The organism is Rhodoferax sp. (assembly GCF_010365055.1).
Classification (GTDB): Bacteria; Pseudomonadota; Gammaproteobacteria; order Burkholderiales; family Burkholderiaceae_C; genus Rhodoferax.
On the sequence record NZ_JAAFHA010000030.1, the window covers coordinates 1 to 25,948 of the forward strand.

Genomic DNA, 25,948 nt, shown 5'->3' on the forward strand with positions numbered 1-25,948 from the left:
AAAATCTATCTAACCATGAAGCCCTGAGCGCTGCAAATCACCAACACCCAAAACTAAATTTCGGAAATTTACAGAAAAGAAGTTGCTTTATCCCAAGGCGCGCAAGGCGGCGCTGTCAACAATCTGAATCTGCTCGCGACCCAGCGTCACCCAGCCCTCGCGCTCAAAGCGGCGCAGCAGGCGCGTCACGATCTCGCGCACGGTGCCGAGTTCATCGGCCAGCATCTGGTGCGTCACATTGCGTTGCGGACCGTGGCCGAGCAGGGCAGCGGCCAGGCGCCGGTCAAGCTTGTGGAAGGCCACCGCGTCGATCAGGCTGGTCAGGTCCGCCATGCGCTCGGCGAACAGGCCCAGCACCTCGTTGCGAAATACGGGGGCCTCTAACCAGCGCTGGAAGATGCCGGGCGCGATCAGCAGCAGCGTGCTGGGCTTGGTGGTGACGCCGTCGGCCGACAGCGGTTGTGCGCGAAACAGGCTGGCGGAGGACACCAGGCACAACTCGCCCGGCACCACCCGGTACAGCTCCAGCGTGCGGCCATCGCCTGAACTGCGCGAAACCTTGACCTCGCCGCCCAGCACCAGCGGAAAGCCCTGGCAGGCTTCGTTTTCGCTGAACAAAACCGTGCCCGCCGGCACGCTCATGGGCGCTGCACCCGGGCCCAATTCGGCCAGGGACGGCTGTACTTGCGCCAGCGCGGGATAGAGGTCGGTCGGTCGCAGGGCGGTGGTCATCATCGCGTTGGCGGGCGGCTAACACAGTTTTTGTTCATGATAAAAATGCCTTTAGCCCACGTAAAATATGGACTTCATGCTATGTAAATATTAGCAACATGTACCCGCCAAATCGTCCAGTATCGGGCAATCGGGGCGCTCATCACCGTGGCAATGCTGCAGCAAGGCGCTCAGGGTGCGCTGCATCGCCTGCATGGCTTCGATGCGGTGCGCCAGTTCGTTCAGGTGCTTCTGGGCGATGCGCTTGACGCTGGCACTGGCGCGCTGGCGGTTGTGCCACAGGCCCACCAGTTCGGCAATCTCAGCCATCGAAAAACCCAGATCGCGCCCGCGCTTGATGAACTGCAGGGTGCGCACGTCGGCCGCGTTGTATTGCCGGTAGCCGCTGTCGGTACGCGCCACCGGTGCCAGCAGCCCAAGCGATTCATAGTGCCGCACCATCTTGGCCGACACCTTGGACAGGCGCGCCGCAACGCCAATGGCGACCGGCCAGAGCGTGCCATCCAGCGTCGCGGCCGGCGTCGGCGCCATGGCGGCCATTGTCATGCGGCGACGCTGTAACCTTCTTCGGCAATGGCGTGCGCCAGCAGCTCGCGCGGCTGGTCTGACTGCACGTCGACCTTGTTGGCGGCGCGATCGATGCTGACCTCGGCCTGCGGGTCAAGCTGCTTCACGGCGCGGGTGACGGCTTTTTCGCAGTGGCCGCAGGTCATGCCGGTGACGGTAAATGTTTGTTTCATGGAAAAAATCCTTCAAATGAAAAAGAGGATAGTTTGAACCCTGCCACCATGGGAAGGTCAACCGCTCAATTTTAGAGCTTGACCTTGCCATGATGGGAAGGATTACGCTTGACTCATGACTACTGCTGCAACCCCTTCTATTTCTGCTGACTCCCTGGACATTGGCGTCAAAGGCATGACCTGCGCCTCCTGTGTCGGGCGGGTCGAGCGCGCCCTGAAAAAAGTGCCGGGGGTGCAAAGTGCGGCCGTCAACCTGGCGACCGAGTCGGCGCGCATTGCCTATGCGCCTTCTGACAACATGGAAGCGCGCCTGCGCCGCGCGGTGCGTGATGCCGGCTACGAGCCGGTGGCCGCCGACGCCGCCATCGACGCGCCCGATGCCTCGGCCTGGGCCGGCTTCATGCCGGTGGCCATTGGCCTGGGCCTTTCGGCGCCGTTGGTGCTGCCGATGCTGGGCAACTTGGCTGGCTGGCACTGGATGCTGCCGGCCTGGGCGCAGTTTGCGCTGGCCACGCCGGTGCAATTCATTCTGGGTGCGCGCTTTTACAAGGCCGGCTGGCACGCCGCCAAGAACCTGGCCGGCAACATGGACCTGCTGGTGGCTTTGGGCACCACGGCGGGCTGGCTGCTGTCGATGTGGCTGTGGCTCAGCGCCGCGCCCGGCACCATGCCGCACCTGTACTTTGAGGGCTCGGCCGTGGTCATCACCATGGTGCTGCTGGGCAAGTGGCTGGAGGCCCGCGCCAAGCGCCAGACCACCTCTGCGATTCGCGCGCTGCATGGCCTGCGGCCCGACACGGCCCATTTGATCGGTCTGGACGGCGAAGTCGATGTGCCGGTGGCCGAGGTGCTTGTGGGCGACCGGCTGGTGGTCAAACCCGGCGAACGCCTGCCCACCGACGGCGTGCTGCAGGAGGGCCAGACCCAGGTCGATGAGTCGATGCTGACGGGCGAACCGCTGCCGGTGGTCAAAGACCCGGGCGCTCTGCTGACCGGCGGCTCTATCAACGGCGACGGCCGCATCGTGATGCAGGTCAAGGCGGTGGGCAGCGAGACGATATTGGCCCACATCATCCGCCTGGTGGAAGACGCGCAGGCGGCCAAAGCGCCGATTCAGCGCCTGGTCGACCAGGTCAGCGCGGTGTTTGTGCCGGTGGTGCTCGTCATTGCCCTGCTCACGCTGCTGGGCTGGTGGCTGACGGGCCACCCGTTCGAGGTCGCGGTGATCAACGCCGTGACGGTGCTGGTGATTGCCTGCCCGTGCGCGCTCGGGCTGGCGACACCGGCCGCGATCATGGCCGGCACCGGCGTGGCGGCCAAGTACGGCATCCTGATCAAGGACGCACAGGCGCTGGAGCTGGCGCACAAGGTGGACGTGGTCGCGTTTGACAAGACCGGCACCCTGACCGTGGGGCAGCCGCGCTTGACGGCTTTTTTGCCGGCCGGTGCTGCGGCGCCTAGCGCGCCAGCCGCTGCGGCCGGTCCTGGCCTGGCGTTGACGGACGATGCCGTGAAATTGCTGAGCTTTGCGGCCAGCCTGCAGAGCGGCAGCGAGCACCCCTTGGCACGCGCCGTGGTGGCAGCGGCCAGCGAGCGCGGCCTGCGCATCCACCCGCCGGTGAATGTGCAAGCCGTGCCCGGGCGCGGCACCGAAGGCGAACTGCGCGCATCCGATGGCAGCGAAGCGGCGCAGCCTGTCTATCTGATCGGCAGCCTGCGCTGGATGGACGAGTTGGGGGTGGATTGGCGCGCGCTGAGCGCCCCGGCAGCCAAGCTGCAAGGCGAGGGCGCCACCGTGTCGCTGCTGGCGCAGCGCTGGGCGGCCACTGCCGCGCAAGCCGAGCGCATCGAGGTGCTGGCGCTGCTGGCTTTTGCCGACGAGCCCAAGCCCGGTGCCCAGGCCGCCGTGGCGGCCTTGCGCGCACGCGGCATCAAGACCGTGATGATTTCCGGCGACAACCAGGGTGCGGCTGAGGCCATGGCGCAGCGACTCGGATTGCGCCCTGAGAGTGGCGAAGTGCGCGCCGAAGTGCTGCCCGGCGACAAGGCCGCGCAGGTGCTGGCACTCAAACGCGGGGGGCATACCGTGGCGATGGTCGGTGACGGCGTCAACGACGCGCCCGCCTTGACCGCCGCCGATGTCGGCATGGCGATGGCCAATGTGGGCGGCGGCGGCTCGGACGTGGCGATGCACGCGGCCGGCATCACGCTGATGCGAGGCGACCCGGCGCTGGTGGCTGCTGCGCTGGACATCTCCGACCGCACGGTGGCCAAAATCCGGCAAAACCTGTTCTGGGCCTTTGCCTACAACGTGGCCGGCATTCCGCTGGCCGCGCTGGGCTTCTTGAACCCGGTCGTGGCCGGCGCGGCGATGGCGATGAGCTCGGTCAGCGTGATGAGCAATGCGCTGCTGCTCAAGCGCTGGAAGCCGGGGAAATGAAGGACTGAGGCCAACGGCGCGGGTTCCGGTGAAATCCCTGGCAATGAGCCGATGGTGGCTCAGTTCATGTTTTGGACAGGTTCGCAAGTTGTTGAATTTTGGCTTCCAAGTCGGGAAGGCGGCTTTGGCTCATGGCGTCACCCGGCAAATGACCCGGCAGGGCATCCAAAAAACGGCGATCAGCCAGCAAGGCTGAAAATTGTTCGGCAAATTAGCCTCGCAACTCTTGCGGCATCCGTTGACCGGATGGGTGGATTGGCCGGGTCGGTAATCAGCAACCCCGCAATGGAGCCACCCACAAATGCAAAACGGTCGCACAAGTCAGGGCCCAGCCGCCGTGCCACCAGCTCCAGCATCAGCACGTTGGGGTCGTTCGGGTTAAGTTGGCGCATCAGGCGGACCACCGCTTGTCCAGTTCGGCAATCGCCAAAGCGCGCTCTCGCAGGCTCCCCCCCGTATGGCATCTACCAGCACCAGAAGCTCGTAGAGCGCCGGGTTGGCCAGTGCGGCGTCGGGCACCGTGGGGTACAGCGGATAGAAGGCAGCGCCGCGCACCGCGCCAACCTTGTGCGGCCAAACCGGCGGTGCCTCATTGGGCTGCACGATGAGCGCGAACATGGGCGGCGCCGCGTAGCTGGTGGGCACGCCGCGTGTCATACCGCCACGCGTTGCCGGAAAGCAATAACGCAGTCCATGCTGCACAAACAGGCGCAATGGCTCCAGCAATACAGCCGGTTTTCCCGCGGCGTCCTTGCGCAGCAATTGTGCCGCCATGGACCGCTCAACGCCGGCATGAATTTCGGATGCTGTGAGCTTGAGTTCCTCGGCCAACGCGGCATAGGTGGGCGCGGGCCCGCGCTGGAGTGACAAACGCAACAGCACCACCACATCTTGCGGGCGCAGCACGATTTGCGGGTTGGATTTTGAACCGGACATCGTGGTACTTTAGACCTTCATTCGCCATTTGCGAATAGCGAATAGAAACAAGATTGTTTGGAGACCGCAGGCACCACCAGCGCGCCATACCCCGTCACTGCATCTGGCTCGCGCGCAGAACGTCAACCCATCGCAAGCGCTCAGTCGGTATCGGGCGCTTTCACCCCGCGCTTGGCCGGCAGCAGCGGCACCGGCCGACGGTCGGCCAGCAAATGCTTGATACCCAGCACCGGATGCCGCAGCAGCATGCGCGGCCCGGCCCAACGCATCACCACCCTGATCCTTTCGCGCATGTCGGCGTTGTAACAATGCACGACGCACTTGGCGCAGTTCGGTTTGGCGTCGCCAAACACGCAGCGCTGCAGGCGGCGCTGCGCATAGTCGAACAGGTCCGCGCAATCGGCGCACAGCGGGGCGCCGCCGTGATGCCTCGCACAATACATGTCGATCATCACGCGGATCGTCTTGAGTTCGCGCACGCGCCGAATGAACTGCTTGTCGGTCGTGAATTCAATGAACTGGTCTGACATTGCTATGACTCGTGATCTTTCCGTTTGGTGCCAGGCGGGACGACAAAAGGACTTCTTTCTGGACACCGCAACAGCGCGCCGTGCCAGCCTTGGCCGTGCTCACGACACTCTACCCTGGCAGCGCCAAGGCTGCGACATGGTGTGCCAGGTGATCGGCCATGAAGGTCGAGATGAAGTAGTAGCCATGGTCGTAGCCGGCCCGCCGGTTCAACAGCAGCGGTTGGCCCACCGCCTGGCAGGCCGCTTCAAACGCATCCGGGAACAACTGTGTCGGCAAAAACTTGTCTGCCAGCCCCTGGTCGATCAAGATGCCGTTCGGAAACGGCGCCGACGCCTGCGCCGCCATTAGCGCACTGCTGTCATGTGCCGCCCAGGTGTCTGCATCGCCCCCCAGGTAATGGGTGAATGCCTTTTGCCCCCACGGACACAGGCGGGGCGCACAGATGGGCGCAAAGGCCGACACGGACTTGAACAACGCCGGGTGTTTGAGCGCCAATGACAAAGCACCATGCCCGCCCATGGAGTGGCCAAAAATACCCACCCGCTGCAGGTCGATAGGCAGCTCCTGCCCCACCAAAGCCAGCAACTCCGTGGTGATGTAGCGCTCCATGCGGTAGTGCCGGGACCATGGCGCCTGGGTCGCGTCAATGTAAAAACCAGCCCCCACGCCCAAGTCCCAGCTGTCGCTGTCACCGGGCAGGTCGGCGCCGCGCGGGCTGGTGTCGGGCGTGATCAGCGCCAAGCCCAGCTCGGCGGCCACGCGCTGGGCCCCGGCCTTGCTCATGAAGGTCTCTTCGTTGCAGGTCAGGCCCGCCAGGTACAGCAGGGCCGGTACTTTGGCCCGTGCGCCCGGATCAGCCAGAGGCGGCAGGTACACGGAAAAGCGCATGGGCAAGCCGATCACGGTCGAGGCATGCCGGTAAAAGCGCTGCACGCCGCCAAAACAGACGTGCTCGCTGAGCAGCTCGGGGGCGTCCATCAGAACAGCACCACGCCGCGAATCGACTCGCCGCGCTTCATCAGGTCAAAGCCCTTGTTGATGTCTTCGAGCGGCATGGTGTGGGTGATGAGGTCGTCGATGTTGATCTTGCCCTCCATGTACCAGTCCACGATTTTGGGCACGTCGGTGCGGCCACGCGCCCCGCCGAAGGCCGAGCCTTCCCACTTGCGGCCCGTGACCAGCTGGAACGGGCGCGTACTGATCTCGGCGCCGGCTTCGGCCACGCCGATGATGATGGAGCGGCCCCAGCCCTTGTGCGTGCACTCCAGCGCCTGGCGCATGACCCTGGTATTGCCGATGCACTCAAAGCTGTAGTCGGCACCGCCATCGGTGAGTTGCACGATCGCATCCACGAGCGTGCCACCGGCAGCCTCGATGTCCTTCGGGTTCAAGAAATGCGTCATGCCGAACTTGCGCGCCATCGCTTCACGCGCCGGGTTCAGGTCCACCCCGATGATCTTGTCGGCGCCCACCATCCTGGCGCCCTGGATGACGTTCAGGCCAATGCCGCCCAGGCCGAACACCACCACGTTGGCACCGACTTCCACCTTGGCCGTGAAGATCACGGCGCCGATGCCGGTGGTCACGCCGCAGCCGATGTAGCAGACCTTGTCGAACGGTGCGTCCTCACGGATTTTGGCAAGCGCGATTTCGGGCACCACGGTGTAGTTGCTGAAGGTCGACGTCCCCATGTAATGGAGAATCGGCTTGCCGTCCAGGCTGAAGCGGCTGGTGGCGTCGGGCATCAGGCCCTGGCCCTGCGTGCCGCGAATCAACTGGCACAAGTTGGTCTTGCGCGACAGGCAATACTTGCACTGGCGGCATTCAGGCGTGTAGAGCGGGATGACGTGGTCGCCTTTTTTAAGCGTCGTGACGCCGGGGCCGACATCGACCACGATGCCCGCGCCCTCGTGGCCCAGAATGGCCGGGAAAATGCCCTCCGGGTCTGCGCCCGAGAGCGTGTAGTAGTCGGTGTGGCAGATGCCAGAGGCCTTGATCTCGACCAGGACCTCGCCAAACTTCGGGCCTTCGAGATCGACCGTTTCAATGGTCAGGGGCTCGCCTGCTTTCCAGGCCACGGCGGCTTTTGTTTTCATAAGGTTCTCCTGGTGATGGGGCCAGTCGGGGGACTGGGGGTGCGTACAACTCTGATTGTAGGAATTCAATGTCATGCAAGCTGGGGGAAATATCAAAGCAGCTTGCTCTATGCCGTCAACGCGTCGGGCCTCGCACGCGAGCACCCTTTGGCGCAGCAGCGCATCCACGCCGACTCCGTTTGACAAGCATGCCAGGTTTGTGCCAAATTGGAAAATATATGCAAAAAGAGGCTGTAGCCCCCGTATTCATTACGAAAGAGGTTATCAAAACAATAGTGTTTTACTGACTTTACGGTTGACTGGGTCATCGCTCAATGTAGGCAACTTAAGAAACAAAGGGCGCCCCCGAGCCCTCTGTTCAGCTCCTCAATGCAATGCCGCCAGACTATTTGTACAGCATCTGCGGTAGCCACAAGCCGATGGCCGGGAACTGGTAGAGCAAGATGATCGCCAACACCTGGATGGCCATGAAGGGCAACATGCCGGCAAAGATCTGATTGAGCGTCACATGCGGTGGGCTCACGCCCTTCAGGTAAAACGCAGCCATCGCCACCGGGGGGCTCAGAAAGGCCGTTTGCAGGTTCAGTGCCACCAGCAGACCGAAGAACAGCGGATCGATGCCGAAGTGCGGCAGCAGCGGGATGAAAATCGGCATGAAGATGACGATGATCTCGGTCCACTCCAGCGGCCAGCCCAGCAGAAAGATCACGACCTGGGCCAGGATCATGAACTGCACCGGTGTCATGTCCATGGACAGTACCCAAGTGTTAATGATCTCCTGGCCACCGAGCAGGGCGAATGCGGCCGAGAAGATGCTGGAGCCAACGAACAGCCAGCACACCATGGCGCTGGTCTTCGCCGTGAGGTAGACCGATTCCTTCAACACCCCGAGGTTGAGTCGCCGGTAGGCCGCCGCCAGGACCAGGCCCCCCATGGATCCCATCGCCGCCGCCTCCGTCGGTGTCGCCAGTCCGAACACGATGGTGCCCAACACCGCCAGGATCATCATCGCCAGCGGAAAGAACGATCCCAGCAGCATCTTGAAGATCTCCAGCCGGGCAAAACTGAAGATGGCGTAGAACAGCGCCAGCGCCACAGCACAACTGACCAGCGCAATCCAGAAACTCGCTGGCGCAGGCACGCGCTCAGACGCGGCAACCGGTTCGGCCACGATCGGCGCGCTTGGCTTCGCTGCCTCTGTCTGCGCGCCTACGCTGGCTGGGGGTGCTTGCGTTGCCTCTTCGCTGGGGGGCTCCAGCAAGCCGACCTCCGCCTCAGGCTCCTGCAGGCCCCCCGCGTCGACTTTTTCTTCCTCGACCGTGCCCAGGGCCGCGCTGCCCATCGCGACCACGCCCTCGGGCACCTCCGGCTCGACCGGTGCCGTCACCTTCAGAAACACGAAACCCATGATCAACACGACCGCCAGCGCCGGCAGCAGGGCGATGAACAGGTGGTTGAGCAGCGAGCGCATCGGCACCGCGGCATTGCGCTTGCCCTTGATCGCACCGATCAGCCCCGGCAGCACTTTTTTGCTGATGGTGCTGGAGACAATTTCCGCGAAGGCGGGCAAGGGCACGCGCCGCTCTTCGGCCGACATGGGCGGCGCCAGACTGGGCTTGAGCTTGGCCAGCACAATCACGTAGAGGAGGTACAGACCCGCCAGCATGAGGCCGGGGAAAAAAGCGCCCGCGTAGAGCTTGACGACCGACACCCCCGCCGTGGCACCGTACACAATCAGCATGACCGAGGGCGGGATCAGAATACCTAGACAACCGCCCGCCGTGATGGCACCGGCCGAGAGTTGCACGCTGTAGCCGGCGCGCAGCATGGCGGGCAAGGCCAGCAGACCCATCAGCGTGACCACGGCGCCCACAATGCCGGTGGCGGTGGCGAAGATCGCGCAGGTGATGATGGTCGCCACCGCCAGCGAACCCGGCACGCGCGCAGTGGCGAGGTGCATGCTTTTGAACAGCTTCTCGATCAGGTTGGCGCGCTCGATCAGGTAGCCCATGAACACAAACAGGGGAATGGAAATCAGCACGTCATTGGACATCACCGAATAGGTGCGCTGCACCATCAGGTCCAGCGTCTGCTGCACCGCCAAGCCGGGATTCTGACTTCGGTAGGCGATCCAGGCGAACACCATGCCCATGCCCATCAGGGTGAACGCTGTGGGGAAACCCAGCATGATGGCGACCACGACCAGCGCCAGCATCAGCAGACCCAGATGGCCGTTGCTCATCATCGAGGGCGCCGGCAACAGGACAAATGCCGCCAGCACCACGGCGGCCATGATCGAGAGCCCGAACCAGACTTCTTTTCTCATTTCTGGTTCTCCTGCGCATGGACGACGAAGGCATCGAGTTTGGCGATATCTTCGTCCTTCACGTGCACCATCTCCTTCAGTTTTTCAACGTCGACTTCCTCGACGTCCTCACCACGCGAGGGCCACTGACCCTGCTTCAGACAAATGACACAGCGCACAATTTCGACCAGGCCCTGCGCCAGCAGAAAGGCTCCCGCAACCGGGATGATGGTCTTGAACGGGTAAACCGGCGGGCCGTTGGCGGTGATGTTCGAATGTTCGTTGATGGCCCAGGAGTCAGCCGCGTAGTTGTAGCCGGCCCAGGCCATGGCAAACACCCCCGGCATGAAAAACAGGAGATACAAAACCAGATCCAGACCGGCCTGCAAGCGCGGCGGGAAAAAGCCATAGAGCACGTCACCGCGCACATGGCCATTCTTGGACAAGGTGTAGGCGCCCGCCATCATGAACAGGGTTCCGTACATCATGCTCATGACATCGAAGGCCCAGGGGTGCGGATTGTCCAGCGCATAGCGCGAGAACACTTCCCAGGAAATCATGAACGTGAGGGCGACGATGAGCCAGGAAAACGACTGCCCGACAAAGGTGCTGATCCGGTCCATCGCAAGAAGCAATTTCTGCATAGTCTGGTCTGCTCAAAAAAAATCAGCCATCCGGACAAGACCCGAATGGCCGATGGATGCTGCGAAAAACGCTCAGGCCTTTTTGGCCGGGAAGAAATGACTCACAGCCATGCGCCGGCTGACATAGGTGTCCTGGTCCCACTTCACCGCGCGCTCAGCAAATGCCTTCTGCGATGCGACGACTTCCTTGAACAAGGGGTTTTCCGCCGATTTCTTTTCAATAATGGCATCCCACAGTTTGAGTTGAGCCTGCAGAATTGAATCCGGGGTCTTGTAGAACTTGACCTTGTCCTTGGTCTGCAGCTCGATGTAGTCCTTGGAGTAACGATCAATCGCTTTCCAGGACATCTCGGCCGACGCGGCCTCCGTCGCGCCCGCGATGATCGCCTTCATTTTCGGGGGCAAGGCATCGTATTTGGTCTTGTTGAACATGATCTCGAACGTTTCGGCGCTTTGGTGGTAGCTCTGCAGCATGCAGACCTTGGACACGTCGGGAAAGCCCAGCAGACGGTCCGAGGAAGCATTGTTGAACTCGGCCCCATCGAGCAGACCACGGTCCATCGCCGGCACGATCTCGCCGCCGGGAAGCGCATTCACCGCGGCACCCATGGCCGTGAACAAATCGATCGCCAGGCCATTGGTGCGGAACTTGAGACCCTTGAAATCATCGACTTTGGCAATGGGTTTCTTGAACCAACCCAGCGGCTGCGTGGCCATCGGGCCGTACAGGAAGGACTGCACATTGCCGCCGATGGAGGCGTAGAGTTTCGCCAGCAACTCGGCCCCGCCGCCGTGCTTGTGCCAGGCCAGCATCATGTTGGCATCCATGCCGAACGCCGGACCGGAATTCCACAGCGCCAAGGCATTCTGCTTGCCGTAGTGGTAGCCCAACACGCCGTGCCCACCATCGAGCGTGCCCTTGGACACCGCCTCCAGCAGGCCAAACGCAGGCACCACGGCGCCGGCCGGCAGAACCTCGATCTTGAGATCGCCGCCGGTCATGTCGTTCACCTTCTTGGCGTAGTCCAGGGCGTACTCGTGAAAGATGTCTTTTGCCGGCCAGGTACTCTGCCAGCGCATCGAAATCGGACCGGCTTGCGCCTTGGCGATCATGGGGGCAGACATGGCACCAGCGGCCAGGGCAACGCCCTTGAGCAGGCTGCGACGACGGGGGGTTTTGCTATCAATCAAGTGAGTCTCCTGTTGTAGAAAATGACAACGCCATTTTGAACACACATGTCCATGATCCAGATCAGGGTTTCTACTCAAAAGATCCGGTTTCATGGAAAAATACTTTCGCTTCGTTACCCGGTATGCCTGGCCGTTCCACCAAAATCACTGCCCCGGAGGTGCCGTTTGATGACGACCTATAGCGTTGCGCCCATTGGCAGAGACGTTCCCGGGTCCCTGGTCAATCAGCAAAAAAATATGATGAATCGGGCTGTAGCCGCCGTGTAATAAGCACATACAGCTATTAATTTAGTAGTATTTTTTTAAACCGATTCAGTCCGCCCCAGGCAGCAGAAAGGTTCCGCCTTGCGCGATTGCGGTCAGCCCTGCCGGCGCATCCGCCTCGTCTTTCAGCGCCACACCCGAGCATCGGCGCAGCCTGGCTTGCGTCAACAGGTAATGCAGCTTGGCGGCGGCCGCGGCTATCGACAAACCGGCATGACGGATGTTGGAGACGCAGTTGCGGCTGGCGTCGGTCAGCCCGACGCGCGGCGCCCAGGTCAGGTAGGCGCCCAGGCTGTCGGGTGAGCTCAGGCCGGGGCGCTCGCCGATCAGCACCACCACCACTTGTGCGCGCAAGACCTGGCCGATCTCGTCACCAATGGCCACACGCGCCTGTTCAACGACGGTGATGGGTGCCACCGACCAGGCAAAGTCAGTGTCGGCTTGCAGGCGCTGCAGCGTCGCTGCCACCAGCGCCATGGCGCTTTGATGCACGGCCTGGGCCGACAGACCGTCGGCAAGCACCCAGGCAACATCGAACGCAGGCGCTGCAGCGGGGGCCGGGCGTTGCTGGCTGGTCCAAGGCGCCAGCGCTTGCTGAGAGGCGGCGTCCAACTGGCGGCCCAGATCCGGGCGCTGCAGGTAGGTGGCCCGATCCGGCGCAGCGCTGTGCAGCAGCAGCGACTCAAGGCCCAGTGCCTGCAACTCGGCGGCGAGACCGAAGCTGTCCAGCGGCAACTGCACGGCATCGCGCGCTTGCGCATGCGCCAGTTGAAACGCCAGGTGAGCGGCCGTAGGCAGGCTGTGCCCGGCCCGACCCAAGGCGAGGCGCGCCTGGCTGAACTGGCGCAGCGCCTCCCAGCGCGAGGCGGTCACCGGGGCTGGCGGCAAGGTCAAGTCAGTGGCCATCACGCGCTGCCCAGTCGCTGGCGCACGAGCTCAAACCCGGCAGGCCGCTTGGTCGCCAAACGCGACTGTGCGCCCGGCTCAAAAATACCCATGCGCTGCAACCATTCTTCAAACTCGGGCGCGACGCGCAAGCCCATGATCTGGCGCATGGCCAGCGCATCGTGAAACGACGTGCTTTGGTAATTGAGCATGATGTCATCAGCCCCCGGCACGCCCATGATGAAGTTGCAGCCGGCCGCGCACAGCATGGTCAAAAGCGCGTCCATGTCGTCCGAATCAGCCTCGGCGTGGTTGGTGTAACACACGTCACAGCCCATCGGCAGGCCCAGCAGCTTGCCGCAAAAATGGTCCTCCAGGCCAGCGCGCGTGATTTGCTTGCCGTCAAACAGGTACTCGGGTCCGATAAACCCGACCACCGTGTTAACCAGCAAGGGCTTGAAATGGCGCGCCACGGCATAAGCGCGGGCTTCGAGCGTTTGCTGGTCGCAGCCGTGGTGCGCTCCTGAACTCAAGGCGCTGCCCTGGCCGGTTTCAAAATACATCACATGCTCGCCGCGCTGGCCATCGGCAAACTGGCTGCCGCGCTGCAAGGACAGCACCGCGTCATGCGCCTGGCTTAGCAGCGCCAGATCAATGCCAAAACTGGTGTTGGTGGCCTCGGTGCCGCCGATGGATTGAAACACCAGATCGACCGGTGCGCCGCGCTCGATCGCCTGCAAGGTGTTGGTGACGTGCGTCAACACGCAGGATTGGGTCGGAATCTGGTAGCGCTCAATCACGTCGGCCAGCATCTGCAGCAGCCGCACCACCTGCGCGACGTTGTCCGTGGCCGGATTGATGCCAATCACCGCGTCACCGCTGCCGAGCAGCAGGCCATCAAGCAGGCTGGCGGCGATGCCCGCCAGGTCATCGGTGGGGTGATTGGGTTGCAGCCGGGTCGCCAGACGCCCACTCAAACCCAGGGTGTTGCGAAACCGGGTCACGACCTGGCATTTTCGCGCAATCAAGACCAAATCTTGCAAGCGACATAGCTTGCTGACCGCGGCCACCATTTCCGGCGTCAAACCCGCTGCCAAGGCCGCCAGACTCTGGGTGTTGGCGGCGTCGCTGAGCAGCCAGTTGCGAAAGTCACCGACCGTGAAATGGCTGACCGGCTGGAACGCCGCCGCGCTGTGCGTGTCGATGATCAGGCGCGTGACCTCGTCGATCTCGTAGGGGACGATGACCTCACTCAGGAAACGCGCGAGTGGCACGTCGGCCAGCGCCATTTGCGCTGCGACGCGCTCCTGCCTTGTAGCCGCCATGACACCCGCCAGCCGGTCACCGGAGCGGGCCGGGCTGGCACGCGCCAACAAGGTGCGCAAGTCGCCAAACTGGTACCGCCGCAGGCCGATGGTGTGGGCGTAAGGCATGGCAGGCGGCGTTGACGGGCTGAATGGCGCGGGTGGTGTTGACGGCGCTTGGGCTGGCTAACGCGGGTCGGGCAGCTCGATTTTGACTTCGAGCACCTCCAGGTCGTCCTGGCGCTCCACGTTGACCTTGATGTCTTCCAGATTGATCTTGACGTACTTGCTGATGACCGCCATCAACTCGCGCTGCAAGGCGGGCAGGTAGTCGGGCTCGGCGGCGTTGCGGCCGCTGCGCTCGTGCGCCAGGATGATCTGCAGCCGCTCCTTGGCGACGCTGGCGGATTTTTTCTTCTCGCCAACAAAAAATGAGAAAAAAGACATGGTGTTATTTCCCCCCAAAGAGCCGCTTCAGAAACCCTTGTTTGGGCGCGTCGGTAAAGCGCATGGGCTTTTCTTCACCCAAGAAGCGGTCAATCACGTCCTTGTAGGCTTCTGACACATCGCTGCCCTTCATGTGCACCGCCGGCACGCCCTGGTTGGACGCCTGCAGCACGGCTTCGCTTTCGGGAATGACACCAATGAGTTTGATGCGCAAAATATCCTGGATGTCTTCCAGCGACAGCATCTGGCCCTGGTCGACGCGGGCCGGGTTGTAGCGGGTGATGAGCAAATGCTCCTTGACGGGCTCCAGGCCCTCCATGCCGCGCCGGGTCTTGCTCGACAGCATACCCAGAATGCGGTCCGAGTCGCGCACCGAAGACACTTCGGGGTTGGTCACCACCAGCGCTTCGTCGGCAAAGTGCATGGCCATCAGGGCGCCGGTTTCAATGCCCGCCGGTGAATCACAGACGATGAATTCAAAGTCCATGGCGACCAGATCGTTCAGCACCTTTTCGACGCCGTCTTGCGTCAGGGCGTCTTTGTCGCGGGTTTGCGAGGCGGCCAGCACATACAGGTGATCGCACTGTTTGTCTTTGATCAGCGCCTGGTTCAGGTTGGCTTCACCGTGGATGACGTTGATCAGGTCGTACACCACGCGGCGCTCGCAACCCATGATCAAGTCCAGGTTGCGCAGGCCGACGTCGAAGTCGATCACGGCCGTCTTGTGCCCGCGCAAGGCCAGACCGGTTGCAAAGCTGGCGCTGGTGGTGGTCTTGCCCACGCCGCCCTTGCCGGAGGTCACTACGATTATTTTTGCCATGGGGAAGCTGTCTTTCACGAAAATTTAAATTAAAACATTGTCAGCGCTGCTTGCGTGAGGGCACGCGCGTGACGCTCAGGTGTTTAGTGCTTCAAACAGTAACCTGTCTTGGCCGTCGTTGCTCAAACGCACTTGCGCTGGTTTGCCGTGGATGTCTGGTGCCAGCGGATTCTCACTGGTGCGGTAGACCCCGGCAATCGAGATCAGCTCGGGCTCCAGGCACAAAGAAAATATGCGGGCCTGGGTGTTGCCACTGGCACCCGCCATGGCCTTGCCACGCAAAGGCGCATAGACATGGATATTGCCATCAGCCACCACCTCGGCGCCTTGGTTGACCATGGCCAGCACCACCAGATCACCCCCACGGGCATAAACCTTTTGACCGGAGCGCAGCGGCTTGTCGATCACCAGTGTGACCGGGCCAGGGCCTTGACGCAACACGTCGCGCACCGGCTCTACAACGGCCGCCGGCCTCACCGGCTCGGCACGCGCCGGGCGCACACGCGGCAAATCAAGCGGCGCTTCCACCAGACCCAGCGCCAGCGCTGCTTGCATCCACACGGTGCTGGCACCACGCGCCGCCACGGCCAGCAGGCGACAGGCCCGCAAGGTCTGCAACAGGGGTTTTAAGTCCTGCACGGGGCTGTCTGCCGGCAGAGACGAAAAATCAAGCACCAGGGGGTCATTGTCGAAAAAATCGGGACTCTCGCCTGTCGGGCCGAATTGCCTCAATAGATCAGAAGCCAGTAGTTCCCAGTCAGCGGTCTTGAGTAGCAGCGCCACCAGCGGCAATTGGGCGCTCTTGATTTCAAAAGACGCCGGTAGGGGGCTGGGTGAATTAGCTGCGGAAGAAACAGACATGAAAGGCAATGGCTAAAAAGAGATTTTTTATTCAGTTGGGAGCGATTTGAGGAGCGGCAATGCCGACACCGCCTGAGATTGACAGATAGCGTGAGGCGAGCCTAGATTTTACTTGATTGACAGGTTTGAGCCGTGTACCCACGAGGCCGGACCAAGGCGGGCTGGTTTTAGTCCGGTTCGCTAAGGGGCGCTGATTATTTTCTTCGGTTTTATCTTCTATATTTCTATTGTTTATAAATAGTAGTAGTAGATAAGGATTCGGTTCATCTGTGGGTAAGCAAATTTTATCTAAGTAAATCAAGCACTTGGCTATGGTCGACGCATGTGGGCGAGTACGCTTTCATTTTGTACCCGTGATCTGGATAACTTTTTTGTGTGAATATTTTTGTGGATAAGTTGCTGTTTATGCCAAGACTATGCACAGGTTTATCCTTTGACAGAAGTCGCCAGAGCAGGGTAGAAGAGCGTGGTCAAGTCATCTACGCTGAGCAGGCGACGCTGGCTGAAATGTTGTGCCCCATCGGGCTGATGAACGGATTTTTTCAGCGCCCGTGCCTGGCTGTCGCGGGGTGCAAGTGAAGCGAGGGGATGGCTGGCTGGAACACAGCCATGACGCGGCAGCGGTGCGCGAAGTACTTCACCTGGGGATGGCGGCAGCGCAGACAGTGTTGGCGAAGGCCGATTGGAAGGCGCAAGACGCCATCTTGACTATAACTACACCGGTCCGCTGGCCGGTTAATACCGGCGTGACTCAGTGTGTGAATGCTGGCATGGCCGCATTGGCAGCGCACGCCTTACACATTTTAAAGTGAAAAGTGCCGTTAATTCGTATAAAAATGGCTGCTAGCCCACGTATTTATTGGGTTAGCAGCTATTTTATTTATAGCAATTAAGGTTTAGCCTGCAGGCCCAGTCCGCCTTTGGCTCGTGCGTCGGCGATTTCCGCTTGGACCTGTTTCGCGTCATTTGAACCGGGCGCCAGTACGGTGAGCACTTTTTCCCAGTGGGCCACGGCTTGGGCATAGTCGGCGCGCCGGTAAGCGGCGGTGCCAGCCATCATCAAAGCGGTTGGGTGATTTGGGTCCAGTGCCAGTGCCTTGTTCACCAAAGTCAGCGTGCGGCCTTCAATCTTGTTGTCAGCACGCATGGCCAACACATCGGCGTACTGGGTCAGCAGGTCTGGGTTGCCATCAACCAGTTTGCCGGCCTTGGCATATGCTTGCTCCGCCTCGGCCAGGCGCCCCTGCGTCTTGTACGCACGCGCCAGTCGGGCCCAACCCGTCAGGTCATCCGGGTTGGTCTTGAGACGCTCGGCCAAGCGATCCACCATCTGATTGACCATCTCCGGGGTCGTGGCCGCCGCTGCCGCAGGGTCGACCGGTGGCAACTTGCCAGCTTCCGCGGCGTCACGCGTCATCGGGGCAACCGGTGACGTGCTCGTTCTGGGTCCGCCGGGCAGCGCTCCCTTGGCGCGGGCATCGGCAATGTCGGTCTCAACTTGCTGCGCATCAGGCGAGCCCGGCTCCAGCAGCGCCAGCAAGGTCTCCCAGTACGTCACCGCGCCTATGTAGTCGGCGCGGCGGTAGGCCGCTACGCCGGCCATCATCAGGCCCATCGGGTGTTGCGGGTCAATGCGCAAGGCCTTGTTGATGAGCTCCAGCGACTTGCCTTCGATGTTGTTGTTGGCGCGCACAGCCAGCAGGTCGGCGTAGTCCACCATCAAATCCGGTTCGGTGTTGATCAAGTCGCCGGCTTTGATAAAGGCTTGCTCGGCCTCGGCAAAACGACCCATCACCTTGTAAGAGCGCGCCAGCATGGCCCAGCCCGTGGGGTTGTCGGGGTTGGCTCTGAGGCGGGCGGCCAGGCTGTCGACCATTTTCATCGCCTGATCTTCGTTGGCTTTGTGCGCGGCCACCGGGTCAATCGCGGCTGGCGTGCCCAGCCACCAGTACATACCGGCGGCGCCGAGCGGCATCAGCAACGCAATCACGGCGGCGGTCAGTCGAGCGCTCCAGAAGCTGGTGTCACTGGTCGCGTGAACCGCCGCCGGCTCTTCGGTGTCGTCCAGCAGGCGCAGCTGCAATTCGTCACGGGTGGCTTCACAGTCGGCCGCACTGATGACGCCGCGCGCCAGGTCGCGCTCCAGCGTGTCGAGTTGGTCGCGGTAAATGGAAGCGTTCAGGCGCTGGCTCGATACACCCGCCGACGGCGCCGGACGCAGCAGGGGACGCACGATCCAGGCCATTACCAGCAGTGTCAACACCACTGCGATTGCAATAAAAACGGTCATGAGGGAGTTTCCGAATCTTTGAGAAGAGACTGTGCTTTTTTGCGTTGAGCGGCGTCCAGAGCCGGCGCGTCAGCGCTGCGCTGGTTGCGGCGCACCATGCGCACCAGCATGAAAATGGCGCCGATAAGCAGCAGAAAGGGACCAAACCAGAGCAGCCAGGTGACGGGTTTGACCGGCGGCCGGTAACGCACAAAATCACCGTAGCGGCTGACCATGTACTCCATGATTTCGGCGTCGGTCTTGTTGGCTTTGATGAGGGTTCGCAGTTCACGGCGCAAGTCGAGCGCCAGATCGGCGCGCGAGCCCGCCAGCGACTCGTTCTGGCAGACCAGGCAGCGCAGCTCTTCGGAAATAGCGATCATGCGCTGCTCCACCACCGGGTCTTCCGCCAACAACGGGGCTTCAGCGGCATAGGATGAAAGTGCGCATTGCAGCGCCAGGATAAGTGCCAGCCAATATTTCATTTTTGCAGTTCCCGGATCAAGGGCACGATCTTGTCGCGCAAGGCTTCTTCCGTCACGGGGCCGATCTGCTTGTAGCGGATGACACCGGCTTTGTCGATCAGGAAGCTCTCGGGTACGCCGTAGACGCCGAAGTCGATGCCAATGCGGCCGTCCTGGTCGGTGATGGCGTGGTCGTACGGGTCGCCAAAGCGCGCCAGCCATTTCAGGCCATCCGCGTCTTTATCCTTGTAGTCCAGACCGATGATCGGTATCGTCTTGGTTTTGGCAAATTCCATCAGGATCGGGTGCTCCTGCCGGCAGGCGACGCACCAGGAGGCCCAGGTATTGAGCAGCCAGACCTGGCCCAGCATGTCTTTGGCGGAAAATTGCTGGCTCGGCTCATGCAGCTTGGGTGCGGTGAATATCGGCGCGGGCTTGCCGATCAGCGGCGACGGAATCTCATGCGGGTCGCGTGTCAGGCCAATGGCCAGAAAGATCACCAGGACAATAAAAAGCCCGAGCGGAATCAACGTCTTCTTCATGCGGCAACGCCCTTGATTTTTGCATTGAGCGCCGCTGCGCTGGCGGTGACCTTGCGGCGATAGCGCCGGTCGAGCGCGGCCATACCACCGCCCAAGGCCATCATCAGGCTGCCGAGCCAGATCCAGACGATAAAGGGCTTGTGGTAGACCCTCATCGCCCAGGCGGGCTTGTCGCCGCCTTCGAGGCGCTCGCCCAGCGATACATAGACATCACGGAACAGATTGCTGTCAATCGCGGTTTCCGTCATGGGCATGGTGGAGGAGAAATACGTGCGCTTCTCCGGGTGCAGGGTCTTGAGGACCTTGCCGTCACGGATCAATTCCACATCGCCGCGGTCGGCGTTGTAATTGGGCCCCGGCACCTCACGGATACCGGTCAGGCGAAAGGTGTAATTTGCCACTTCGACCGTGTCGCCCACGACCATGCGAACGTCTTTCTCGGTCTCGTAACCCTTGACCATGGTGACACCAACCACAAACACCGCAATGCCGATGTGTGCCATGTGCATGCCCCAGAACGAGATCGGCGTGGATTTCCAGTTGACGGTGTCCTTGAGCTGACGGTAGATTTGTTGCGCGGAGCCCAACACAATCCAGAACACCAGCGTCAGACTGAGCGCGACCAGGGGTGACCAGGCACCGGCCAGAAACGGGGCACTGCAGCCCAGCAGCACGGAAAGAATGGCAACCGGGCGCAACTTCTTGGACAGTTCCGCCACGCTGTCATTCTTCCAGCGCGCATAGGAGCCGAGCACCATGAAAAACAGCACCGGCAGCATCAGCGGCGCAAACACCGAGTTGAAGTACGGCGGCCCGACCGACAGCTTGCCCAGGTTGAGCGCGTCCACAATCAGCGGGTACAGGGTGCCCAGCAGCACAGCCGCGGCGGCGGTGGTCAGCAGCACGTTGTTGACCAGCAAAAAGGTCTCACGCGATACCAGCGCAAAGGCACCGCCAGAGCGCACCTTGCTGGCGCGCATGGCAAACAAGGTCAGCGAACCACCGACGACAACGGACAGGAACAAAAGGATAAAGACGCCGCGCTTGGGGTCGGTGGCAAAGGCATGGACCGAGGTCAGCACCCCGGAGCGCACCAGGAAAGTGCCCAGCAGGCTCAAGGAAAACGCGGTGATGGCCAGGATGATGGTCCAGTTGCGAAACAGACCGCGCTTTTCTGTCACTGCCAACGAGTGGATCAGCGCGGTGCCGACCAGCCAGGGCAGGAAGGAGGCGTTTTCGACCGGATCCCAAAACCACCAGCCGCCCCAACCCAGTTCGTAATAAGCCCACCAGGAGCCCATCGCAATGCCGATCGTCAGGCAAATCCAGGCGGCGGTGGCCCAGGGGCGCGACCAGCGGGCCCAGGCGGCGTCCAGCCGGCCGTTGAGCAGTGCGGCGATGGCAAAGGCAAAGGGCACCGCCATGCCGACGTATCCCATGTACAGCATGGGGGGGTGAAACACCAGGCCCGGGTCTTGCAGGAGCGGATTGAGGTCTTTGCCGTCAGCGGGTATGTCGCTCAAGCGCAAGAAAGGGTTGGAGGTGATCAACATGAACAGCAGGAAGCCGACCGCCACCAGGGCCAGCACACCCAGCACCCTTGACACCATCACCTCGGGCAATTGACGGGAAAAAAACGACACCGCCATCATCCAGGTACAGAGCATCATCAGCCACAGCAGCAGCGAGCCTTCGTGCCCGCCCCAGACGCCGGCAATGCGGTAGATATCGGGCAATTTCGAGTTGGAATGCTGCGCCACATAAGAGACGGAGAAGTCATTGGTGAAGAAAGCGTAGGTCAGACAGCCAAAGGAGATGGCCGTCAACAGCCACAGCGCCTGCGCACCGGGCCGTGCCAACGCCATCCAGTCGCCGCGCCCCTGCTGGCCACCGACAACACTCAGAACACCCAGCGCCAGCGCCACAAACAGCGCCAGGATCAGAGAAAAATGACCAATTTCAGGAATCATGGTGAGCCTCTTATTTCAGCGTTTTTGCAGCTTTTTGGATTTCGGCCTGGTCCATGGCGTGCTGGGCCTCAGGCGGCATGTAGTTTTCATCATGCTTGGCCAGCACCTCGGTGGCAGTGAACTTGCCATTGGCATCGAGTTTGCCTTGGGCCACCACGCCTTTGCCCTCCTTGAACAGGTCCGGCAGGATGCCGGTGTAGGACACGGGGATTTCCTTGGCGGTATCGGTCACGACAAAGGCGACGGTCAGGTTGTCGCGCTTGACGGTGCCTTCCTTGACCAATCCGCCGATACGGAAGGTGCGTTCCTTGGGCGCCTCGCCGGCCGCCACCTGGGTCGGAGAAAAGAAGAAAACGAGGTTGCTCTGGAAGGCATTGAGGACCAGGTAGGCCGCCAGGCCCAAAGTGGCCAAACCGCCCGCAATGATGGCGGCCCGCTTGTGACGAGGTTTCATGAAGAGACTCCTTCGGAAAGTAATTCGGTGCGCAGATTGCGCAGAAGTTCCTGCCGCTGGCGGCGAATCTGCAACGATTCAATCAGCATCACGGCGGCCGTGACGCCGAAACTGCCCCAGACATAGAGGGCGTAGCCGCCCATGGCGAAAAATTCGGAAACGCTATTCCACTGCATGTTTGACCCACTCCGTATGACGTTCACGATCGAGAATGATGTTGCGCACGCGTGCCAGCGTCACCGCAATGGTGTACATCCAGAACGCGACGACCATGATCAGCATGCCGGCGAGCATGGTGCTGGCCATCGTCGGCGACTTGGTTAAAGACACCGAAGCCCCTTGGTGCAGGGTGTTCCACCACTTGACTGAAAAATAGATGATGGGGACATTCACCACGCCGACCAGCGCCAGCACGGCGCAGGCTTTGTCGGCGCGGCGTGGGTCGTCAATGCTCGATTGCAGCGCCAGAAACCCCAGGTACAAAAACAACAGGATCAACTCCGATGTCAGGCGGGCATCCCAGACCCACCAGGCGCCCCACATCGGCTTGCCCCACAAGGACCCGGTGATCAGTGAGAGAAACGCAAACAGGGCGCCAGTGGGCGCCAGCGCCGAGGCCATCATGCCCGACAACCGGGTGTTGAACGCCAGGCCAAAACCAGCCCAGGCCGCCATCACCAGGTAGATGAACATCGACATCTGCGACGCGGGCACGTGCACAAAAATAATGCGGTAGCCTTGCCCTTGTTGCGCGTCGGTCGGGGCGACAAAAAACGAAATCCACAAGCCGACGGCCAGCAGCACCGTGGCCAGGGCCGTGAACCAGGGCCACATGCGCCCGGCCAGCACATAAAAGTTTTGCGGAGAAGAAAACTTGAACCAGTGAATCACGCGGGTATTCATTCCAAAGAAATCCTCAGGGCAGTGGTGGTGGCCAATGGCGCAAAAAATATTGACAGCACCAGCAGGGCTGCCAGCAGTGACAGGTGGCCGCCCATGCCCAGGCCGGCAGCGTCGGCCTCTACCGCGCCGGCGCCAAAAATCAGCACCGGAATGTAGAGGGGCAAGATTAACAGCGACAGCAATACCCCTGCACCGCGCACGCCCAAGGTCAGGGCCGCGCCGATGCTGCCAATCAGGCTCAAGGTGGGGGTGCCCAGCAGCAGGGTCAGCATCAAGATGCCCAGCGCGCGCCCCTCCAGACCGAACTGCAAGCCCAGCACTGGCGCCATCAGCACCAGCGGCAGGCCGGACAGCAAGAAGTGCGACAGCGCTTTGGCCAGCACCAGCAGACCGAGCGGCGTGCTGGACAGCGCCATCTGCTCGAGCGAGCCGTCGGCGTAATCGGTGGCAAACAAACGCTGCAGCGACAGCATGGCCGCGAGCAAGGCACTGACCCACAGGACACCGGGGGCCATACGCAACAAGAGCGCAGATTCGGGCCCGACGCCGAGCGGGAACAGGCTGGCAATCACGACGAAAAACACCAGCGGTGTCAGCACCTCGCCCTTTTGCCGCAGCGCCAGCGAGACTTCGCGCCGCAGCACCGCCAGCAGGACCGAGCCCAGTCCCAGCTTCTTCATGCGTGCAACTCCAGCATTTGCGCCGGGATGGTGCCGATGTCCACCTGCTGGTGGCTGGTCAGAACGGCCAGGCCGCCTTGGGTCAAATGCGCCGCAATCAAGTCGGCCAGCATGCGAACGCCGGCCTCGTCCATCGCCACAAAGGGCTCATCGAGCACCCACAAGCGGGCCGGGCTCAAGGCCAGCCGCGACAGCGCGACCCGCCGCTTCTGGCCTTGCGACAGATGCCGCACCAAATGGCGTTCGCGCCCGGGGACGCCAAATTGCGCCAGGACCGCCCGGGTTTGTGCCGCATCCGGCGCCAGGCCGCCCAGAGCCGCGGTAAATGCCAGATTTTCCTGGACGGTCATCGATTCTTGCAGGGCGTTGAGGTGACCCAGGTAGCAGAGGTCTTGCCGGTACGCATCGGCTTGGGCATGAATGGGGGTGCCGTTCCAGCAGATGTCGCCGGCTTCGATCGGTGCCAAACCGCACACCATGCGCAGCAGGCTGGTTTTGCCGACGCCGTTGGCACCGGCCACATACAGCCAGCGCCCGGCTTCGAGTACGCAATCCACATTTTGAAAGAGTTGACGCCCACCCCGGTTGCAGCCGAGCTTGGAAAAGGACAGTGTCGATGCGGGTTTCAAATCGTGGTTCTGGGAGAAGAAGTAGGCGGATGTTACGTCACGCCAGAGGCATAAGTGCCTACTTATAGAGCAGTAATCGGCCCTGAAAAAAGCGCTTCTTCGAGGGAAAAAATTGACTCGACCGGAAAATAAAGAAAAAGATATTGAGAAATTCTTTATAAAACTTTACGAAAAATAAGGACATTCGGTGGACCAAACCGCGCAGATTTGATGAGCTGCCCCGATCCTCCCAACTTTGCGGGTGGGCTTCCGGCCCGGCGGCGGCGCATTCGGCGGCGCTGTATGAACAGGCCATCGGTGGGCAGGGCGGCCTGAAAGGCCGGCGCGCTCAGGGCTAAATTGCGCCTAGATAGGCGTTTCCATCCGCAGTCTTGACCTTTGCGCAGCGTCTTCAGGCAGCAAGAGTAGAGTCGACGCAAAGTTGGCAGCTAATTTCAGCCGAATAGCATTCGGCAGTGATCTCCAGTTTTTTGTTTTCAACCACCCTCTTCAATCCAAAAGGAAGCACCACATGAAATTTAAAGTTCTAGGCATTTTGGCCTGCGCCACGATGGCGTTGCCCGCGCTCGCCGCGGACGTGACCTACCGCGCTGACGTTCAACCCATTCTGAAAGCCCAGTGTGATGACTGCCACGGGGCCAAAGCGCCGACGCTCAAGGAATTCGGTTTGGCCAAGGAAAAATACACCAAAGATGAGTCCGGCCCGCGTCTCAATACGTATGAAACAGTGCTTCAGCTGATTGCCTTTCCAGATGCGGGGGCCTTTATGCGTCGCCTCGACGATGGTAGCGGCAGTGCCGACAAGAAGCCAGGCAATATGTACCAGCATCTGGGTGAAACCGATGGACAGCGCGTCGCCAACCTGAAGGTGATCAAGGCCTGGGTGGGTGAAGGTGGCTGGAACGCCAATCGCTGGAAGGCAAAGGGCGATGTTCCTGCCATCACCAAAGAGCAACTTGACAAACTCCAATTGAAGTATTGAGCCAGCCCATGGTGGTCCGGCCAGCCCGGACACTGCAAAAAAAGCCACTGCAAACCAGCGGCTTTTTTATGCCTGCCCAGGCGCGACTGAGGTGTCAGCGCAAGTTATTTGAGCAGGCCTTCGGCGCGCAGGGCGGCCTGCACGGCAGGGCGCTCACCAACGCGGATTATGAAGGCGCTGAGGTTGGCCAGGGTCGAGATATCAATGCCGACATGTTTGCCCCAGCCGGCCACCACGAACAGATAGCCATCGGCGACGGTGAACGTGTTGCCCATCAAATAAGGCGTCTTGGCCAGCTCACTGTCGACCCATTGCAGGCGTGAGTTGAGGCGGGTTTTGGCGATGGCTTTGGCGTCATCGGGCATGCCGGGGGTGAACAGCGGCGAAAAGCCTTTATGCAGTTCGGTGCCGATGAAGTTGAGCCATTCCTGCAGCTTGTAACGCGCAAACGTGCCGTTGGCTGGCGCGAGTTGTTTGGCCGGCACTTGGTCGGCGATGTACTGCACGATGGCTGCGCCTTCACGCAACTGGGTGCCGTCGTCGAGCACCAGCAGCGGCACATAACCCAGTGGGTTGATGGTGTAGTAGTCGGTGCCGTCGGGCAGTTGGTGGGTTTTGGTCGGTGCGCGAATGGCTTCAAAAGCCAGGCCGGCCTCCTGCAGTGCAATATGGGGCGACAGCGAGCAGGCGCCAGGGGAGTAGTAAAGTTTCATGCAAAGTCCTTGTAGTTGGTTCAACTGAATGGGTTGGAAAAACGGGGCCATGCCGATGCTAGCCGCTCCCACTTGGTCCTGCCGCCAGGGGGCTATTTGACTCAGGGTTGCTGCGCGGGATGGCGGCCGCCCGCCGCGACGCCCCG

27 protein-coding genes are annotated in these 25,948 nt (G+C 61.4%); 2 read left to right on the forward strand and 25 right to left on the reverse strand.

Going from position 1 to position 25,948, the window contains the following annotated elements; genetic code table 11:
• Positions 1–87 precede the first annotated feature (87 nt).
• The 3 genes from GZ093_RS08935 to GZ093_RS08945 all read right to left on the reverse strand — a co-directional run bounded on the left by GZ093_RS08935 (position 88) and on the right by GZ093_RS08945 (position 1,472).
• Positions 88–735 (reverse strand): Crp/Fnr family transcriptional regulator, encoded by a 648-nt coding sequence (locus tag GZ093_RS08935; protein WP_363260484.1) that lies wholly within the window; start codon positions 733–735, stop codon positions 88–90.
• Positions 736–822: 87 nt separating this feature from the next.
• Positions 823–1,278, reverse strand: a complete 456-nt coding sequence (gene cueR, locus GZ093_RS08940) for a Cu(I)-responsive transcriptional regulator (protein WP_296485036.1) — start codon at positions 1,276–1,278, stop codon at positions 823–825.
• Positions 1,275–1,472 carry a heavy-metal-associated domain-containing protein gene (locus GZ093_RS08945; protein ID WP_296485038.1) on the reverse strand — a complete coding sequence of 66 codons (198 nt, stop codon included), beginning with the start codon at positions 1,470–1,472 and terminating at the stop codon, positions 1,275–1,277. The genes cueR and GZ093_RS08945 overlap by 4 nt, the downstream gene beginning before the upstream one ends.
• 115 nt (positions 1,473–1,587) lie before the next feature.
• On the opposite strand from GZ093_RS08945, the gene GZ093_RS08950 reads away from it, so the two are divergent.
• Positions 1,588–3,912, forward strand: a complete 2,325-nt coding sequence (locus GZ093_RS08950) for a heavy metal translocating P-type ATPase (RefSeq protein ID WP_296485041.1) — start codon at positions 1,588–1,590, stop codon at positions 3,910–3,912.
• Between the two features lie 378 nt (positions 3,913–4,290).
• On the opposite strand, the gene GZ093_RS08955 is transcribed toward GZ093_RS08950, so the two are convergent.
• The 21 genes from GZ093_RS08955 to ccmA all read right to left on the reverse strand — a co-directional run bounded on the left by GZ093_RS08955 (position 4,291) and on the right by ccmA (position 24,107).
• Entirely contained in the window at positions 4,291–4,848 is a 558-nt protein-coding gene (locus GZ093_RS08955; RefSeq protein WP_296485043.1) for a hypothetical protein, read from the reverse strand.
• A gap of 140 nt (positions 4,849–4,988) precedes the next feature.
• Positions 4,989–5,378: a nitrous oxide-stimulated promoter family protein gene (locus GZ093_RS08960; RefSeq protein ID WP_296485047.1), complete on the reverse strand. Its 390-nt coding sequence runs from the start codon at positions 5,376–5,378 to the stop codon at positions 4,989–4,991.
• Positions 5,379–5,487: 109 nt separating this feature from the next.
• A complete protein-coding gene (fghA, locus tag GZ093_RS08965; RefSeq protein WP_296485050.1) occupies positions 5,488–6,357 on the reverse strand; it encodes an S-formylglutathione hydrolase in 870 nt (289 codons plus the stop codon).
• Positions 6,357–7,475, reverse strand: coding sequence for an S-(hydroxymethyl)glutathione dehydrogenase/class III alcohol dehydrogenase (locus tag GZ093_RS08970; RefSeq protein WP_296485052.1), 1,119 nt, complete (start codon positions 7,473–7,475; stop codon positions 6,357–6,359). The genes fghA and GZ093_RS08970 overlap by 1 nt, the downstream gene beginning before the upstream one ends.
• A 385-nt stretch (positions 7,476–7,860) precedes the next feature.
• Positions 7,861–9,801 carry a TRAP transporter large permease subunit gene (locus tag GZ093_RS08975; RefSeq protein WP_296485054.1) on the reverse strand — a complete coding sequence of 647 codons (1,941 nt, stop codon included), beginning with the start codon at positions 9,799–9,801 and terminating at the stop codon, positions 7,861–7,863.
• Positions 9,798–10,424, reverse strand: coding sequence for a TRAP transporter small permease subunit (locus GZ093_RS08980; protein WP_296485056.1), 627 nt, complete (start codon positions 10,422–10,424; stop codon positions 9,798–9,800). The genes GZ093_RS08975 and GZ093_RS08980 overlap by 4 nt, the downstream gene beginning before the upstream one ends.
• Before the next feature lie 72 nt (positions 10,425–10,496).
• Positions 10,497–11,615, reverse strand: coding sequence for a C4-dicarboxylate ABC transporter (locus tag GZ093_RS08985; protein WP_296485059.1), 1,119 nt, complete (start codon positions 11,613–11,615; stop codon positions 10,497–10,499).
• A gap of 312 nt (positions 11,616–11,927) precedes the next feature.
• Positions 11,928–12,785, reverse strand: coding sequence for an ethanolamine ammonia-lyase subunit EutC (gene eutC, locus GZ093_RS08990; RefSeq protein WP_296485061.1), 858 nt, complete (start codon positions 12,783–12,785; stop codon positions 11,928–11,930).
• Positions 12,785–14,197: an ethanolamine ammonia-lyase subunit EutB gene (locus GZ093_RS08995; protein ID WP_296485064.1), complete on the reverse strand. Its 1,413-nt coding sequence runs from the start codon at positions 14,195–14,197 to the stop codon at positions 12,785–12,787. The genes eutC and GZ093_RS08995 overlap by 1 nt, the downstream gene beginning before the upstream one ends.
• A gap of 57 nt (positions 14,198–14,254) precedes the next feature.
• Positions 14,255–14,515: a cell division topological specificity factor MinE gene (gene minE / locus GZ093_RS09000; RefSeq protein WP_296485067.1), complete on the reverse strand. Its 261-nt coding sequence runs from the start codon at positions 14,513–14,515 to the stop codon at positions 14,255–14,257.
• Positions 14,516–14,519: 4 nt separating this feature from the next.
• Positions 14,520–15,335, reverse strand: a complete 816-nt coding sequence (gene minD / locus GZ093_RS09005) for a septum site-determining protein MinD (RefSeq protein ID WP_296485070.1) — start codon at positions 15,333–15,335, stop codon at positions 14,520–14,522.
• Between the two features lie 75 nt (positions 15,336–15,410).
• Positions 15,411–16,196 carry a septum site-determining protein MinC gene (minC, locus tag GZ093_RS09010; protein WP_296485074.1) on the reverse strand — a complete coding sequence of 262 codons (786 nt, stop codon included), beginning with the start codon at positions 16,194–16,196 and terminating at the stop codon, positions 15,411–15,413.
• Positions 16,197–17,085: 889 nt separating this feature from the next.
• Positions 17,086–18,486 carry a c-type cytochrome biogenesis protein CcmI gene (ccmI, locus tag GZ093_RS09015; RefSeq protein WP_296485076.1) on the reverse strand — a complete coding sequence of 467 codons (1,401 nt, stop codon included), beginning with the start codon at positions 18,484–18,486 and terminating at the stop codon, positions 17,086–17,088.
• A complete protein-coding gene (locus GZ093_RS09020; protein WP_296485079.1) occupies positions 18,483–18,950 on the reverse strand; it encodes a cytochrome c-type biogenesis protein in 468 nt (155 codons plus the stop codon). Before GZ093_RS09020 ends, ccmI begins: the two co-directional genes overlap by 4 nt.
• On the reverse strand, positions 18,947–19,471 hold the full coding sequence (locus GZ093_RS09025) for a DsbE family thiol:disulfide interchange protein (protein ID WP_296485082.1): 525 nt from the start codon (positions 19,469–19,471) through the stop codon (positions 18,947–18,949). Before GZ093_RS09025 ends, GZ093_RS09020 begins: the two co-directional genes overlap by 4 nt.
• Positions 19,468–21,441, reverse strand: a complete 1,974-nt coding sequence (locus GZ093_RS09030; RefSeq protein WP_296485085.1) for a heme lyase CcmF/NrfE family subunit — start codon at positions 21,439–21,441, stop codon at positions 19,468–19,470. The genes GZ093_RS09025 and GZ093_RS09030 overlap by 4 nt, the downstream gene beginning before the upstream one ends.
• A 10-nt stretch (positions 21,442–21,451) precedes the next feature.
• Positions 21,452–21,895, reverse strand: coding sequence for a cytochrome c maturation protein CcmE (ccmE, locus tag GZ093_RS09035; RefSeq protein WP_296485087.1), 444 nt, complete (start codon positions 21,893–21,895; stop codon positions 21,452–21,454).
• Positions 21,892–22,071 carry a heme exporter protein CcmD gene (ccmD, locus tag GZ093_RS09040; RefSeq protein ID WP_296485091.1) on the reverse strand — a complete coding sequence of 60 codons (180 nt, stop codon included), beginning with the start codon at positions 22,069–22,071 and terminating at the stop codon, positions 21,892–21,894. The genes ccmE and ccmD overlap by 4 nt, the downstream gene beginning before the upstream one ends.
• Positions 22,058–22,798, reverse strand: coding sequence for a heme ABC transporter permease (locus tag GZ093_RS09045; protein ID WP_296485093.1), 741 nt, complete (start codon positions 22,796–22,798; stop codon positions 22,058–22,060). Before GZ093_RS09045 ends, ccmD begins: the two co-directional genes overlap by 14 nt.
• Positions 22,795–23,478 carry a heme exporter protein CcmB gene (ccmB, locus tag GZ093_RS09050; protein WP_296485097.1) on the reverse strand — a complete coding sequence of 228 codons (684 nt, stop codon included), beginning with the start codon at positions 23,476–23,478 and terminating at the stop codon, positions 22,795–22,797. The genes GZ093_RS09045 and ccmB overlap by 4 nt, the downstream gene beginning before the upstream one ends.
• Entirely contained in the window at positions 23,475–24,107 is a 633-nt protein-coding gene (ccmA, locus tag GZ093_RS09055; RefSeq protein ID WP_296485100.1) for a cytochrome c biogenesis heme-transporting ATPase CcmA, read from the reverse strand. Before ccmA ends, ccmB begins: the two co-directional genes overlap by 4 nt.
• Positions 24,108–24,618: 511 nt before the next feature.
• On the opposite strand from ccmA, the gene GZ093_RS09060 reads away from it, so the two are divergent.
• Positions 24,619–25,089, forward strand: coding sequence for a cytochrome C (locus GZ093_RS09060; RefSeq protein ID WP_296485102.1), 471 nt, complete (start codon positions 24,619–24,621; stop codon positions 25,087–25,089).
• Positions 25,090–25,193: 104 nt separating this feature from the next.
• On the opposite strand, the gene gstA is transcribed toward GZ093_RS09060, so the two are convergent.
• Positions 25,194–25,802 carry a glutathione transferase GstA gene (gene gstA / locus GZ093_RS09065; protein ID WP_296485103.1) on the reverse strand — a complete coding sequence of 203 codons (609 nt, stop codon included), beginning with the start codon at positions 25,800–25,802 and terminating at the stop codon, positions 25,194–25,196.
• Positions 25,803–25,948: the final 146 nt, after the last annotated feature.